This window comes from Streptomyces sp. NPDC001787 (genome assembly GCF_040297465.1).
Taxonomy (GTDB): domain Bacteria; phylum Actinomycetota; class Actinomycetes; order Streptomycetales; family Streptomycetaceae; genus Streptomyces.
This window is the reverse complement of sequence record NZ_JBEOZE010000015.1, coordinates 77,565-90,203: the sequence shown is the minus strand read 5'-3', so window position 1 is coordinate 90,203 and position 12,639 is coordinate 77,565. Positions and strand designations below refer to the sequence as shown.

The following is a 12,639-nucleotide window of genomic DNA, read 5'->3' as shown; positions in this document are numbered from 1 at the left end:
TGAGCCCAGGGAAAGGCACCAGCGTGGAACGCGGCTGTCTAGCCAGTCTGTCCGGGTCGGCACACAGACGATGAGGGGCGAGTGGTGCAAGGTCGGTCATAGCAGCCAGCAAGCACTCGCCGATTTGGAACGGTCGGCTGGCCGATCAGTTCGGGCTGCTGGTGTAAGCGAGGTGGGCGGGCGCAGCACTGAGGGGTGGCCGAGAAGGCCGTCGGGATCTCCGTGTGCCTGGTCCAGGGTCAGCGCCGCGTCGGCGAGTGTGAGCAGTTCGGTGCGGGGGAACGCCTCGTTGACGTTCGGGGTGCCTGGGCAGTCCTCGTCGAAGTGGGCCACGGTTGTCGCCAGGTGCTCCAGCAGCGTTTCCGTGGAGGGCGGCAGTACTGGGTGGGGGAGGGTGAAGTAGTTGTCGTCCAGGGTGAGGCAGGTGCAGGCCAGACACAGCAGATCGGCGGTGGTGAGATCGGTGCGGCTGACCGGCGCGATGGCGGAGCCGGCCAGGCCGAGCACCCGCCATAGCCCGGTCGGGGCGCGGTCGGCGGGGGGCGCCTCCGTGGAGCACCTTGTGCACTGGCCGGTTGCGTTGAGGAACGCGGCACAGCCGGGTGTCTGGCACACGTCGGTGACGGCGGTCGTGGTCACTGTGAAGCGCAGCCAGACTTGGCCGTTGCCGCTGCGCACGTTCAGCGTGTCGGCGCGGGTGCTCCACACGCGGCCGGCGGGCTCGCCGCGCAGCACGCGCCGGGCGGCCAGGAGGATGTCAAGGCCAGGGAGTTCCTGGTGGTCGGGGTCGGCGGGCTGTGTCCAGCCGGTTCCGGAGCGGGCGTGGACGGTGTAGTCGGTGTCGGGGTCGATCAGTTGGCGGGCGGCGGCGTAGGTGCGGTCGGGGCTCATGAGCTGACCCCGTGGGGGCGACGGTATTCGTGTTTTCCGCCGTTGTTCACCTCGACGAGCAGCAGACCGGGCTCTTTGGTCTGGTCGTCGAGGTGGACGTAGGTAGCGTCTGTCTCGGGACCCCATTGGGCGCGGCGGCGGATGAGGATGCTGACGCCGAAGACCTGGATTTCGTAGGCGTCGCTGGGGATGTTGTCCTTGGGGGAAGTGTCGACCACGGTGATCGACGCGTCGCGGATGCGGTGGAGTTCGGGGTCGGGCATGGAGGTTCCCGGAGGTTCAGGAGCGGGGAGTAGGTGGTGGGGTCGAGCGCGACGAGGGCGTCGGCGATGGCCGAGGCTAGGTGGGAGGGGACGCGGCTGGAGTTCTGCAGCAGCGCGAGCTGTCCGGCGGGGTGGGCGCGTGGTCGATCGCGTCGAGTACGGCCTGATCGTCGGCGTCGTCGCACGCCCATTGCTGGGCTTCGGCGAGGAGGGCTTTGTAGAGGGGGCCGGCGGCGTCCTGGGGAGTGTTCATGGGGGCCTTGGGTCGGGGTGCCGGGCCCCGCAGGGCCCGGCACCGGAACGGTGCGTGGTCAGGGCCGGAGCTTCTCGGCGATCAGTTCGTTGATGACCTGGTCGAGCGGGGGAAGGGCGGCGTGCTGCCGCTCGATGTCCTGGAGGTAGGCGCGTTCGGGTTCGACGTAGGTGGGGTCGGTGGGGGAGCCGTCGGGTTCGCAGGGCATGAGGTGCTTGCGGATCCAGTAGGGAGAGAGCGTCGGCTCGGTGTGGCCGTTGAAGGCGACGCGGCCGTTGATGTGGCTGGTGACAGTCCAGACGTGTACTTGGCGTGCGCCGAGGACGTGGTGGCGCCACATCTCGCTGCGGTCGGCGTAGGTCGTGCCGATCTCGGGCAGGGGCTTCGGGCGGCGGGCAGGGTCGGCGTTGTTCACGGAAGTCTCCAAGGAGACGTCGCCGTAGCGTCGGTGACCCATCGCGTAATGAGACGCGCATTGGCACCGCGCCGCGCTCCTCGGCGGGGCCTGCATGGTGACCGGACAGCCCGTCAACCGGCACGCGTTGATGGACATGGCAGGTATGAGACGGCGACTGACCGTGCGCTGGCCCTGGCCGAGTTATCCGCTCTTGAGTCAGGGATGACCGCGTCACCCATTCGGGTCCCGCGCTGAGGCCGCTCGGTCCTGGAACTACGACAGCACCGATTAGTCGAAGCCAGGATCGGCGACCTCCAGCCGAGCGCGTACCCCGCTGGACTGTCGGTCAGTAAATTCACGAACTGCGAAACCAACACCAGAGCCGACCGACCCGGCGACCAAAGCCTGCCCCGGTGCGGAAACAGGTCGGGGAACTGCTCGTCAGGGAACAGCATGCCCATTTTGCCCCGGATCCCGAATCGCAGGACTGCCTTCAGGGGCAAGTGGATCTCGCCACACGTGTCGTCGCCTCTGAAGGCCTTACTAGCACCATCGTTTGGGGGTGAGTAGCGCCGGCCTCCCAGATCGTGCTGTGGTTTGGGAGACCGGCGTTGTCGTAGGGGGGAGTGTCGATGTCGTTGCAGGTTCTGCGAAGGTAGGGATATGGAGCTAGTTGAGCACGTGGATGGACAGGATCGAGTTGTCGGGCATGTGAGTCGCAGTGAGGCGGTACAAAACCGGCTGCTCTACCGCATGGCGATGGTCCTGGTCCGCGACGAGAAGGGCCGCGTTCTGGTTCACCAGCGTCCCGACAGCAGCACACGTTTCCCCGGCCAGTACAGCTGGCTCGTCGCGGGCGCCGTCGCGGTCGGCGAATCCTACGAGGCGGCGGCGTCCAGGGAACTGGCCGAGGAACTCGGAGTGCGAGGGACGGTCCGTCCGCTGTTCAAGTTCCTCTGCCAAGGCGAGATGAGCCCCTACTGGTTCTTCGTGTTCGAGACCATCGTGGACGGTGAGGACATAGTCGCCGAGCCGGCCGAGGTGGCTTGGCACGGCTGGCTGACGGACGAAGAGCTCGATAAGGCGATGCAGGAGTGGCCCTTCGTCTCTGACAGCCGCGACGCCTACAGCCGGTACCGGGCCCTGGGAACGGCGACGTCGTAGCTGCGACCGACCTGAAGCATCAGCTGTCCACCGAGCGGCGGGGGCTCCACGTGCTGGCCAGGACTCGCGCTGAGCGCAGGAGCACGCTGGGCCGTGCGAGTGCCCGCGGGTGCGCCTGCATGTGCAAGACGGACGTGAAGGTGCGGTTGACAATCGGGTCGATCACGGAGGCGGCCGCGACCATGTCACCGGCACGCCGGGTCATCCAGTACCCCCGGGGGTAAGGCCCGGTCACGTGCGGCTGGGCCAGATCGGCCGCGGTCGAGATCTGCCAGGCCGCGTCGACGGCTGAGCCGAGACGCCGAAAATATCCGAGCGCCGGGTCGCGGGGGGACATGGCCGAGCGCAGATGGGCGGAGAGCGAGGACGCAGCGAGCGTCGCCAGCGTCAGGCCCTGGCCATAGATGGGGTTGACCGAGGCGACCGCGTCTCCGGCCACCACCAGTCCGCCGGGAAACTTCTTCATCTGGGCGAAGTTCCGCCGCTGGCTCTCCTTGAAGGAGTACGGGGTGACCTCACCTATCAGCTCGCAGGAGTTGGCCACTTCGCGCAGGGGAGCCACGCACCGGCGCATCCGGCGCAGGAACTCGTCAGGGTCCTCGCCGGGGCGGTAGTCGCCGTAGCCGGCCAGGACGACCGACCACCGGTCTCCCTCTACGGCCGTGAGCGCGCCAGGCTCACTCAACCGCTGCTGGTACCCGCTGGCAGGCCCGGGAGAACTGTGGGCGATGACGGTGTCGGGGAGCTCTTCGCCTCGGCGGAAGCACGCGGTGGCGTATCCGAGATCGATTCTCAGACGGTCCACAGGGGGCTTCTCCCAGCCGTGTGCTTCGAGCCAGGTGCTCAGTCTGCTGGACCGGCCCATCGCATCGACGACCAGGTCAGCTCGTATCTCATCCTCGGATGCTGGGCTGCCCGCACCGCTGGAGCGGGCAATGCGCACGCCACTGACCCGGCTGCCCTCGAAGAGGAGATCGCGTGCCTGTGCGCCCACTATGCGTACCTTGCCGATGGACAGGACCCGGTCGCGTACATGGCGCTCGATGAAAGGCCGGGTGGCGCCGAGCATGTCGATGTCGTCTGAGGGCGGCTTCAGAACACCGTCGCTGTAGAACTGCACAGATGCACCTGTGCCCAAGCGTGCGCCGTGGGCGACCAGTTCGTCGGTGATGCCGGGAAGCCAGCGTTCCATCTGGCTGTGCCCCGTTGCCAGAAGAGAGTGGAGCTGCTGGTGGTGGGGCTGCCCGGGAGCTTTCTGCCCCGCAGGGCCCTGTCCTGGCTCGATGATGATGACTTCTTCGGCGTGATCGCTCAGAACGCGCGCGGCGAGAAGGCCGGCGAAGCTTCCGCCCAGCACTACAGCACTTTTCAAGTTCAGCTCCCTGCTGATGAGGCGGGCCTCGTTGTCGTGGGCGAGGTTGCCGGCGGCATGGCATGACGGTAGGTCGGCCCACTCGTCCGCTCAGTATGAGCCCGCAGACGGGGGAGCGTTGGCCGTACAGAACCCGCAGGCACGGCCAGGTCCTCGTTGCTCGGGGGCCCCTATGTGTTTGGTCAAGGTCGATGGCCAGTAGGTTCGTGTGGTCGAGGACGGGGTCGAGCCGTAGGGGTGTGCATGGGTGATAGCCAGGTCACGATCAAGCTCACGAGTGACGAGGCGCTGGTTTTGTCGGACTGGCTGGAGAAGTTGCAGATGACGGACCTGAGCCGGGTTGTCGACGATCCGGCGGTCTGGGCGCCGATCCATCGCATCGCCGGGACGCTGGACAAGTCACTTGCTGGGCTGTTCGCGCCTGGCTATGACCAGCGGCTTGAGGCCGCTCGCCGACGGCTTCGGCCGGAGGAGGACTGACCGGTGAGTCTGAACCGTCACCTGGCTCCTGCGGGTTGGGGTTCGTAGAAGGTTCCGTCGCGGAGCATCGCGAAGAGGACGTCGGCCCGGCGGCGGGCGAGGCAGAGCAGGGCCTGGGTGTGGTGCTTGCCCTGGGCGATCTTCTTGTCGTAGTAGGCCCGCGAGGCCGGGTCGCCCAGTGCGGCGAACGCGGAGAGGAAGAAAGCCCGTTTGAACTGCTTGTTTCCTCTCCGGGAGGGCTGTTCGCCGCGGATCGATGAGCCCGAGCTCCGGGTCGCGGGTGCGAGTCCTGCGTAGGCGGCGAGGTGGCCGGCGGTGGGGAAGGTGCTGCCGTCGCCGACCTCGATCAGGATCCGGGCTCCGGTCCTGACACCGACCCCCCGGCATCGAGGTCAGGACCTTCGAAAGAGGGTGGCCCTCCAGCAGTTCCTCGATCCGCCCGGCCAGCAGTTTCCGCTGGTCGAGCACGGCCGTCAGCGAAGCGGCCAGACTGGGGACGATCAGCGCGGCCGCCTCCGTCCCCGGGACCGTCACGGTCTGCTCGTCCAGCGCGGCGAAGATCTCTTCGACCAGCCGCTCGGCCATCCTCGGCGCCTTCGGCCGCAGCAGGGTGATCAGCCGCCGACGTCCCGCCTTGCGTATCTGGGCCGGTGACCCGAACCGTTCCAGCAGCGTAAGGACGGCCGGGTGCTGCAACCGCGGCCCCAGCACCCGTTCCAGCGACGGATGGATCTGCGTCAACAGGCCGTGCAGCCGGTTCGCGACCCGGGTCGCCTCCCCGGCCAGATCGTCGTCGAACCCGACGATCATCTCCAGCTCGGCGATCGTCTCGTCCTCGCCGTCGATCGCCCGCAGCGTGTGCGGCATCGCGCGGGCCGCGTCCGCGATGATGAACGCGTCCTTCGCGTCGGTCTTCGCCTCACCGGGGTAGAGGTCGGCGATCCGCCGCATCGTCAGCCCCGGCAGGTAGGCGACCGGACAGCCCATGTCCCTGGCGACCGCCAGCGGCAGGGCGCCGATCGAGGCCGGCTGGTCGACCACGACCAGCACCGTTCCGTGCTTGGCCTTCAGCTTGGCGAACAGCTCGCGGAGCTTGGGCTCGGTGTTGGGGAGGCGTTTGTCGAAGGCCTTCTTCCCGGCCGGGGTGACGGCGGTGGCGTGGTGCTCGCCCTTGCCGACGTCCAGACCGAGGAAGACGTCGATGTTGCCGGTGTCGATCACGTGCCGGCCCCTCCATCACGCTTTCGTCCGGCCTTGCCTCGGCACCGAGCTGCCACATCCACGTTACGGAGACCTCTTCCGGTCTTGGGTGAAGCCGGTGCTCAAGCCCCTCATCAGCGGTCCGTCGATGCCTCCGGGCCCGGTGACACCACCCCCCGGATCATCAACTTCAACAGGAGGGGGAAGTCATGCCGGGCCCGAAGGCCGGAGGCCCCATTGCGGAGCCACGAAGACGGTAACGGGGGGGAGGTGTCTGGTCGTGCCTCAAACTGGGAGCCGCGCTAGGCGCGAGGGCCTCTTGGAGGGGCGCTCGCCGTGCTTTCCTGCAGCGCCGCGGCGACCAGAGGGTGCGACAGGGCCTTCGCGACGAGCAGCAGCCGCTCGCGCTCTGCGCCGGCGGGAGTATCGTCGCCGGGAAGCGCTGTGGGCTCGCTGGGGCCGTGGGTGTCTTGGTGTGTCCCGCCGGGCACGGGGGATTCCCGTAGTTCTTGAAGGCGGCGCACGGCATCTCGTAGGGCGGCTGCTGTCGCTGCGGCCTGGAGTTCAGACCCGGACAGACCGCCCCCCTTCCCCCATGTGTCCTTGGCCGCAAGGCTGTACAGGCGTTCCACGGGGACAGGGGACAGCCAGCGACGCAGCGCTCTGGTGCCATCAAGGATTTCGATGACACGGCGGTGCAAGTTGAAGCCGACGTTCGCTGCGGGGAGCCGCTTCCGCGAGGAGTCGCTGCTGTAGGCGAGATCCTCATCGACCCCGGCCACGACGAGCTCCCACAGTGGCTGGAGCCTCCGGAAGTCCTGGCGCTGCCTGAAGTAGACCGCCACGGCGGACCCCGACAGCCCGTAGCACATGACGATGGTGCCGATCACTCCGCACGTCGACCCGAAGACGCCAACGGTGTCCAGGCCGTGGTAGCCGAGCGCCGCAGCGGCAATCGCGGGGGCTCCGCAGACGACGTATCCGAAGACCCCGAGCATGGCGACCCCGAAAGCCTGAAGGGAGTGCTGCAGCTGAGGATCGGAGAGCCGCAAACTGCGGCACTGCCGGAAGGTGTTGAGTGTGCCGCTGGAGAGGGTCGCGAGGAAGACGGCCAGGAAGAGCAGCACCATGGGGTCGTCGGCGAAGGCTGTGTTGAAGCGCAGCGGGTCCGCGGGGTGGTCCAGGTCTGCCAGGAGAAAAAAGATGATCATGAGCGTGGCGGCGCCGAGGTAACCGACAACCCATCCGGACACCGTGCGCCGCAGGTGCTGAGGCTGTTGGCTAAGGCGGGGATCCCAGAGCAGGGTGATGATGTGCACCAAGGAGAAGCACGTCAGGATGCCGAGATAGACGGGCAGCGTCGCGAAGCTGGGCTCCCCGGCCCACTGGCCGACCGTGCGGTACCCCACCGGAGCCGCCATGGCGTAGACGAAGGTCGCACACAGCAGCATGGACGCCGTCAGCGCCAGGGGTGCTGTCGGATCACGTCGCAGCGCCAACGCCTTCCACAGCGCCAGCATCAACGTCGTCATCGCAACGGAGAGATAGACGACGTTGGAGAGGTGCTCAGACACCTGAACGCCGGTGCGAGAGCGCCGACGTGACCAGCCCCGTCTGTTGCTGGTCCTCCGTCAGCTGGAGGTAGCGATCGAGCATCACGGTTGCAAATGCCTCGGCTCGCCGCTCGTGATCGTCGTGGTAGTGGGATCTCGTCAAAACCTGGACCACCGGTCCGGGATTCAGACCAGGGAGAAGCTGCCGCACCACGTCCTCCGTCACCGACTGGTGCGCGCTGTGCTCGGTCGGATGCTCCTTCCAGAGGTGGAAGAGCTCGTGCAGGCTCGAGTGACGCCTGGTCAGCTCGCTGGCTCCGGCGTCCACCACGATGTAGTCGCGATCGCGCCCCCGAGCGCAGAAGCCGGAGACCTGAGGAGGCAGAGGCGCCTCGGTCAGCGTGATGGGCTTGCCCCTCTTCAGCGCCACATGGTCGACCAGAGCCTGGATGGACAGACCGCCGGACAGCCCGATCTCGCGTCTGATAAGTCGCACTGCAGACCGGGTTGCCAGGAATATGGAGATCTGCTCCCGGACTGAGTCCAAGAGGGAGACGGACGCGCGCCTCTCCTGGAAATGGCCCGCCTTGGCATGCATCGGGTCGCAGCCCTCCTCGTCTCCGCAAAACAAACAGACCGCCCGCTCCGCTACAGATCTTCGCTCATCGAACGTGTTCGATCTACGGCATTGTCGTTGCAGCAATTCGCGCCCGGCATACTGGGGGACCGAGAGCCACGCAGAGGGAGCGAAGGGTGCCAAAAAGGGGTAGCAAGTCCGCACATCTCATCGCCGCGCTCCTGGAGCCCAAAAGGGCGGCCATCCGGGCGGAAGACCATGGACTTCCCTCGCCGCGCAGCGGTAAGCCCGGTCCGAAGACCAAAGGTCTCACGCAGGTCGACATCGACACCCTGACCAACCGGGCGGAACGCACCTACAACCGCCTGGTACACGGTCTGCTCGCCAACCCGAAGGAGGCGTACCTTGCTGCGGTAGCCGAGATCCTGCAGCTCAGTGTTGATGAGTACACCCTGCTGTGCATCTATGCGCTGGGCCACAAGCCGGTCCAGCAGCTGGAACCCGTGATCGACCTGGCGGCTCGTGACTTGTGGCAAGCCGCATGCGACGGGCAGCGAGAGATGATGTACGTCACCGACCTTGCCTGGAACCTGCTGGTCCACAACCAGCCCTTCGCGGATCTGTTCGTTGGCGGTCTGGCGCCGAGGAACACCGCGCGCTGGATGTTGCTGGCCGACGAAGCCCGCACCACGCTGGTGGACTGGGAGAGCACGTGGGCACCGGCGGTCTCCGCCCAGGTCCAAGCCGCGCTGGCCGAGCACCCGATCAACGACGTACTCCGGCGACTCGAGGACGACGTGCGCGCGGACCCCCAGGCCGGTCCAATCTATTCAGGGTGCACCGAAGCGTCCATCGCGCCCGACGGAGCGGTGCGCCGGATGCTCCACCCGCTGCGCGGACCGGGCACCGCGCGCATGGTCGCAGCCAGCCCGTACGCTTCCCCCGGGGCGCGCATGATCATAGTGATGTTCGAATCCCAGACCAGCCCCCAGTTGTCGTCGGGACCGGGCTGACGTCCCCCTTAGGGGGTCAACGCGCGGTTCGGGTGCGCTGGGCAGAACTCTCGCTGCCGTCATCGTCAGGGGGGACCAGTCCCAGCAAGCTGCGGATGACCGGCATAACGCGGTGCCGGCTTGTCGGGGGCAGCGAGGTGAGCTGCTTGGAGAGCTCGCGAACCTCCGGATCCTGTCCCTCGTCGACCCCGGTCTGCTGGGTGAGAGCAGTAGCGAGCGCAGAACGCAGTTCTTTGGCGATGGTGCTGTTGTCATCGGCGGCCGCGGTGCTCCGCAAAGCGATCTGGGTTATGCCTTTGCCCTTGAGGAGCGCGAGGTAGTGCAGTTCGTCGCGAACCGGCCTGAGCGCACCGAGCAGCAACTGGTGCTCGCTTGCTGTGAAGAATCCCGGTGTCACCCCGAAGAAGCGTTCCAGATTCTTGGCCACGATGATCCTGGGCGTGCGATCGCCGTTGATCATGTAGCCCACTGCGCCGTGCGAGATCCCGACGCCGGCGGCGATCTCATCGAGCGTGAACACTTTTCCTCCCGCCGCCCGGCGGGTTTCGCGAAGAAACCGGAGCCGCTGAACGAAGACCTGCTGCTCGCTCAACAAGCGCTCGGGACTCGTCGCCGGACGTGCACCGTCGAGCAGTTCGATCACACGGCCGGCCGGGATACCCGTCTTGTGCGTGAGGTCCTCTAGGTCGATAGCCTCGCGGCCCAAGTCCGAGAGCGCAAGCAGCTCGTCGATTGCGCCGACGACCTCAGCTAGCTCATCCGCCGCTAGCTCATCCGCATCTGACGCCCCAGTGGCAGCATCCATGGCCGAGACAGACTCCTGCTCCGTTGGCGGTCAGCCGTGCGATGAGATCACAGCCAGCGTCAGCCTAGCGGGCGCGGACAGCCCACGCCAGAGCCCGATCCACGAATGTGGGGAAAGCTGATGCCTGACTCGGTACATCCCCACGTTTGTTGACAGTTTTACAGGCGTTCGGCAGTATCGCCACAGCAGCTCAGCCCAGGGGGGGTACCAGCAGTCGTTATCTGAAGAACCGTCGATCTTCGTGTGCGATCAACGTCAAGTTTGCGACCTGCTTGACGTGCTTGAGGGGGAGTAGATGCTGGGCGCGCAAACGGGCAGTTCAGGTTGGCGGCCTTGTCGAACTCGCCCGTTCCCTGTCCCGAGAGCAGGCGTGCGGCCTCACCGGCAGAATCGTCGCCCCGGGAGCGCCCGCAGCGGGTCCCCGGACCGAACGGCCCTGGCCGTCCCCGAGGAGGCTGCCGCGGCCGTCGCCTTCCCCGCCTCGCCCGGAACCTCGCACCTCAAGGCTGTCACCGTTCCCGTCGACGGTGACGCGGGTCCGAAGTGCTGATCGTCTGCCTGGCCGTCACCTCGACCAGTGCGACCGGAAAACCCGCTACTTCCCAATCTCGCCAGGACCGGCCCGCCTTTCGGGCCCGCAACGAGGAGAGCGCATGACGACCCTTGGCTCGTTGCCTGCCGACAAACCATCGCTCGAACTCAAGTTCGCATGGCCGCGGAATCCTGCGCCCCACCAGGCGACGAAGGTCGCAGGACTGATCACCCTGCCCCTGTCCGTGATGCTGAAGACCGGCGTTCCGCGCAGCTTTGCCGCGGGCGCCCTGGTCCTGGTCACCGGGGCGATACCCTTCCGCATTCGAGGCCGCGTCGCGGTCGCCTTAGAGACGCTTCTGCAGCAGATGGCTATCGACGAGTGCGCCGGGCTCGTCGTCAGCTCCGCACCGGGGGTGCACCAACCATTCCCGCAGGCGCTCCGGGACATGTCCGACCAGACCGGCATCCCCCTGCTCGTCACTACCGCACCCGACGAGTCCTGGGCGGACGTGCACGCAGGCATCCAGACGCACCTCCTCCTGGCCGCCGAGCAACGCGCATCCCAAATAAACTCCCTCGTACAGCAGTTGCCCGCCCAACTGACCGACCATAAGGCGATGCAGCGCATCACCGACTGGCTGGCCCGCGCCCTCGATGTCCAGGTCCTGGTCAGCGAGCGGGAACGTGTCCTGGCTGCCTCGCCTCCCACGGCCGCCGAGCACCTCGCCCACGCGATCATCCGCCAGTCCGTGGAGAGCACTGCTCCAGCAGGCACCACCGGCCCCCACACTCAACTCATCTCCCTCGCTCCGTCCTCCGGTGCGGAAGCTGTCCTCGCCGTCGCCCGCAGAACGCCCTTCGACGAAGCCGACCTCCGCCTGCTGCGGCACACCGCCAAGATCCTCGGCCTCGTCGACCAGGCGCGCTGCGAGTACCGCGCCGCGTCCACCGCCTCCTGCGCCGCGCGCGTCGCCGCAGTGGAACTGCTGCTCGACGGCGAGGTCTCCAAGGCCCGACGAGTCATGAGGAACCTCGCACCCGGGCTGCTCGACCCGGACAACGCCCGGGCCTTCGTCATCGAAACCTCGCACACCCGACGCGACGCCACCATGCGCCGCTGTGAAACCGCCACGGCAGGTAACACCCTGGTGGTCGCCGATCCGGTTCGGCACGACAGGGTCCTCGTTATCCACCCGGTCCGGCCCGGTGAGGCCGACGACACCGTCGCAGGCGAACTCACCCGCCTGGTCTCCGCACTCGGCGCCGACGCCTCGCTGGGCGGCAGCGGCGTCTACTCCCTGTCCCTGCTCGCCGACGCCGTCAACGAGGCGACCACCGCCCAGCGGTTCGCCCTCCGCCAGCCGGATTCCGTAGCCCTGTCCGTACAGGACACCGACCTGGTCAGTCTGCTCCCGCAGCACGCCGCACAACTGTGGGCGCGCAGCGTTCTGCAGCCCCTCATGCAGGCCGACACCCAGTGGGAGCAGATGCGCGAGACCCTGCCCGCAGCCCTCGCCTACCCCTACACGGTGGCTGCTCGCCGCCTGGACCTGCACCGCAACACCGTGACCCGGCGGGTGGCCCGCGCCGCCGAACTGCTGGACAAAGACTTCGCCGCCCTGAGGGACCGCATCGCCGTCGGCCTGGCGCTCGAGGTCGTCACCCACCGGGAACCCTCTGTGCCCCCGGCCGGGCTGCTCGGCGGGGAGGCGCCCACACTGAGGGCGCTGCTCGATGCGCCCGAGATCTATGCATGGGCAGAGGCAATGCTGAGTTCTGCCCGCGCGGACCGTCGCGGCCTGCTCACAACGGCGACGGCCTGGCTCACTTTCGACGCTCACGTTGAACCGACCGCGCGAGCCCTGGGTCTGTCGGAGGCCACGGTGCGCTCCCACCTCAGGGCGCTGGAAGGCTATCTGTCCCGTGACCTCTCCTCACTGAGCGGTATGCGCGACCTGCATTTCGCGTTGTATCTCGTGACGGGCGAACCCGCCATCCCTGTGGCCGGCCGCGAACTGTGCGCCGCCTGAAGACGAGCCCAGCCGCCGGGTGTTGACCGGCCGGTTCACTGGCGGCAACCGTCCAGCGGTGCGGTCACTCGCCCGGCTACGGAGCTTCGAACAACCGCACATCGGCG

The 12,639-nt window shown here is 67.3% G+C and carries 13 protein-coding genes and 1 pseudogene; 5 read left to right on the top strand and 9 right to left on the bottom strand.

Annotated elements, in window-relative coordinates; all coding sequences use genetic code 11:
• Positions 1-96: 96 nt before the first annotated feature.
• The 4 genes from ABT170_RS21350 to ABT170_RS21335 form a co-directional block, all read right to left on the bottom strand.
• The gene (locus ABT170_RS21350; RefSeq protein WP_351869612.1) at positions 97-891 is read right to left on the bottom strand and encodes a hypothetical protein; all 795 of its coding nucleotides are present in this window, start codon (positions 889-891) and stop codon (positions 97-99) included.
• Entirely contained in the window at positions 888-1,154 is a 267-nt protein-coding gene (locus tag ABT170_RS21345) for a hypothetical protein (RefSeq protein WP_351869609.1), read from the bottom strand. Before ABT170_RS21345 ends, ABT170_RS21350 begins: the two co-directional genes overlap by 4 nt.
• A 76-nt stretch (positions 1,155-1,230) precedes the next feature.
• Positions 1,231-1,407 carry a hypothetical protein gene (locus ABT170_RS21340; protein ID WP_351869606.1) on the bottom strand — a complete coding sequence of 59 codons (177 nt, stop codon included), beginning with the start codon at positions 1,405-1,407 and terminating at the stop codon, positions 1,231-1,233.
• 58 nt (positions 1,408-1,465) lie between these two features.
• Positions 1,466-1,864: a hypothetical protein gene (locus ABT170_RS21335; protein ID WP_351869603.1), complete on the bottom strand. Its 399-nt coding sequence runs from the start codon at positions 1,862-1,864 to the stop codon at positions 1,466-1,468.
• Between the two features lie 651 nt (positions 1,865-2,515).
• On the opposite strand from ABT170_RS21335, the gene ABT170_RS21330 reads away from it, so the two are divergent.
• Positions 2,516-2,968 carry an NUDIX hydrolase gene (locus ABT170_RS21330; protein WP_502970548.1) on the top strand — a complete coding sequence of 151 codons (453 nt, stop codon included), beginning with the start codon at positions 2,516-2,518 and terminating at the stop codon, positions 2,966-2,968.
• Between the two features lie 19 nt (positions 2,969-2,987).
• On the opposite strand, the gene ABT170_RS21325 is transcribed toward ABT170_RS21330, so the two are convergent.
• Entirely contained in the window at positions 2,988-4,160 is a 1,173-nt protein-coding gene (locus ABT170_RS21325; RefSeq protein ID WP_351869598.1) for an NAD(P)/FAD-dependent oxidoreductase, read from the bottom strand.
• A 27-nt stretch (positions 4,161-4,187) separates the two neighbouring features.
• On the opposite strand from ABT170_RS21325, the gene ABT170_RS21320 reads away from it, so the two are divergent.
• Together ABT170_RS21320 and ABT170_RS21315 are read left to right on the top strand one after the other, a co-directional pair.
• Positions 4,188-4,406, top strand: a complete 219-nt coding sequence (locus ABT170_RS21320) for a hypothetical protein (RefSeq protein ID WP_351869595.1) — start codon at positions 4,188-4,190, stop codon at positions 4,404-4,406.
• Positions 4,407-4,583: 177 nt separating this feature from the next.
• A complete protein-coding gene (locus tag ABT170_RS21315; RefSeq protein WP_351869592.1) occupies positions 4,584-4,820 on the top strand; it encodes a hypothetical protein in 237 nt (78 codons plus the stop codon).
• Between the two features lie 17 nt (positions 4,821-4,837).
• Here ABT170_RS21315 and ABT170_RS21310 read toward each other — a convergent pair.
• The 3 genes and pseudogenes from ABT170_RS21310 to ABT170_RS21300 form a co-directional block, all read right to left on the bottom strand.
• A pseudogene (locus ABT170_RS21310) lies at positions 4,838-6,041 on the bottom strand (IS110 family RNA-guided transposase).
• 281 nt (positions 6,042-6,322) lie between these two features.
• Positions 6,323-7,594 (bottom strand): MAB_1171c family putative transporter, encoded by a 1,272-nt coding sequence (locus tag ABT170_RS21305; RefSeq protein ID WP_351869589.1) that lies wholly within the window; start codon positions 7,592-7,594, stop codon positions 6,323-6,325.
• Positions 7,587-8,171: a hypothetical protein gene (locus ABT170_RS21300; RefSeq protein WP_351869587.1), complete on the bottom strand. Its 585-nt coding sequence runs from the start codon at positions 8,169-8,171 to the stop codon at positions 7,587-7,589. Before ABT170_RS21300 ends, ABT170_RS21305 begins: the two co-directional genes overlap by 8 nt.
• 155 nt (positions 8,172-8,326) lie before the next feature.
• Here ABT170_RS21300 and ABT170_RS21295 point away from each other — a divergent pair, with 155 nt between their 5' ends.
• Complete coding sequence (locus ABT170_RS21295; RefSeq protein WP_351869585.1) at positions 8,327-9,163, top strand: MmyB family transcriptional regulator; 837 nt, start codon at positions 8,327-8,329, stop codon at positions 9,161-9,163.
• A gap of 16 nt (positions 9,164-9,179) precedes the next feature.
• Here ABT170_RS21295 and ABT170_RS21290 read toward each other — a convergent pair whose 3' ends face one another.
• Positions 9,180-9,968, bottom strand: a complete 789-nt coding sequence (locus ABT170_RS21290) for a helix-turn-helix domain-containing protein (RefSeq protein ID WP_351869583.1) — start codon at positions 9,966-9,968, stop codon at positions 9,180-9,182.
• Between the two features lie 653 nt (positions 9,969-10,621).
• On the opposite strand from ABT170_RS21290, the gene ABT170_RS21285 reads away from it, so the two are divergent.
• Complete coding sequence (locus ABT170_RS21285; protein ID WP_351869581.1) at positions 10,622-12,532, top strand: PucR family transcriptional regulator; 1,911 nt, start codon at positions 10,622-10,624, stop codon at positions 12,530-12,532.
• The last annotated feature ends 107 nt before the right edge of the window (positions 12,533-12,639 follow it).

What these genes read in the sequence shown, in the direction of transcription:
- ABT170_RS21350 (WP_351869612.1), bottom strand. Translation starts at nt 891, where the DNA reads ATGAGCCCCGACCGCACCTACGCCGCCGCCCGCCAACTGATCGACCCC.
- ABT170_RS21345 (WP_351869609.1), bottom strand. Translation starts at nt 1,154, where the DNA reads ATGCCCGACCCCGAACTCCACCGCATCCGCGACGCGTCGATCACCGTG.
- ABT170_RS21340 (WP_351869606.1), bottom strand. Translation starts at nt 1,407, where the DNA reads ATGAACACTCCCCAGGACGCCGCCGGCCCCCTCTACAAAGCCCTCCTC.
- ABT170_RS21335 (WP_351869603.1), bottom strand. Translation starts at nt 1,864, where the DNA reads ATGGGTCACCGACGCTACGGCGACGTCTCCTTGGAGACTTCCGTGAAC.
- ABT170_RS21325 (WP_351869598.1), bottom strand. Translation starts at nt 4,160, where the DNA reads ATGGAACGCTGGCTTCCCGGCATCACCGACGAACTGGTCGCCCACGGC.
- ABT170_RS21315 (WP_351869592.1), top strand. Translation starts at nt 4,584, where the DNA reads ATGGGTGATAGCCAGGTCACGATCAAGCTCACGAGTGACGAGGCGCTG.
- ABT170_RS21300 (WP_351869587.1), bottom strand. Translation starts at nt 8,171, where the DNA reads ATGCATGCCAAGGCGGGCCATTTCCAGGAGAGGCGCGCGTCCGTCTCC.
- ABT170_RS21290 (WP_351869583.1), bottom strand. Translation starts at nt 9,968, where the DNA reads ATGGATGCTGCCACTGGGGCGTCAGATGCGGATGAGCTAGCGGCGGAT.
- ABT170_RS21285 (WP_351869581.1), top strand. Translation starts at nt 10,622, where the DNA reads ATGACGACCCTTGGCTCGTTGCCTGCCGACAAACCATCGCTCGAACTC.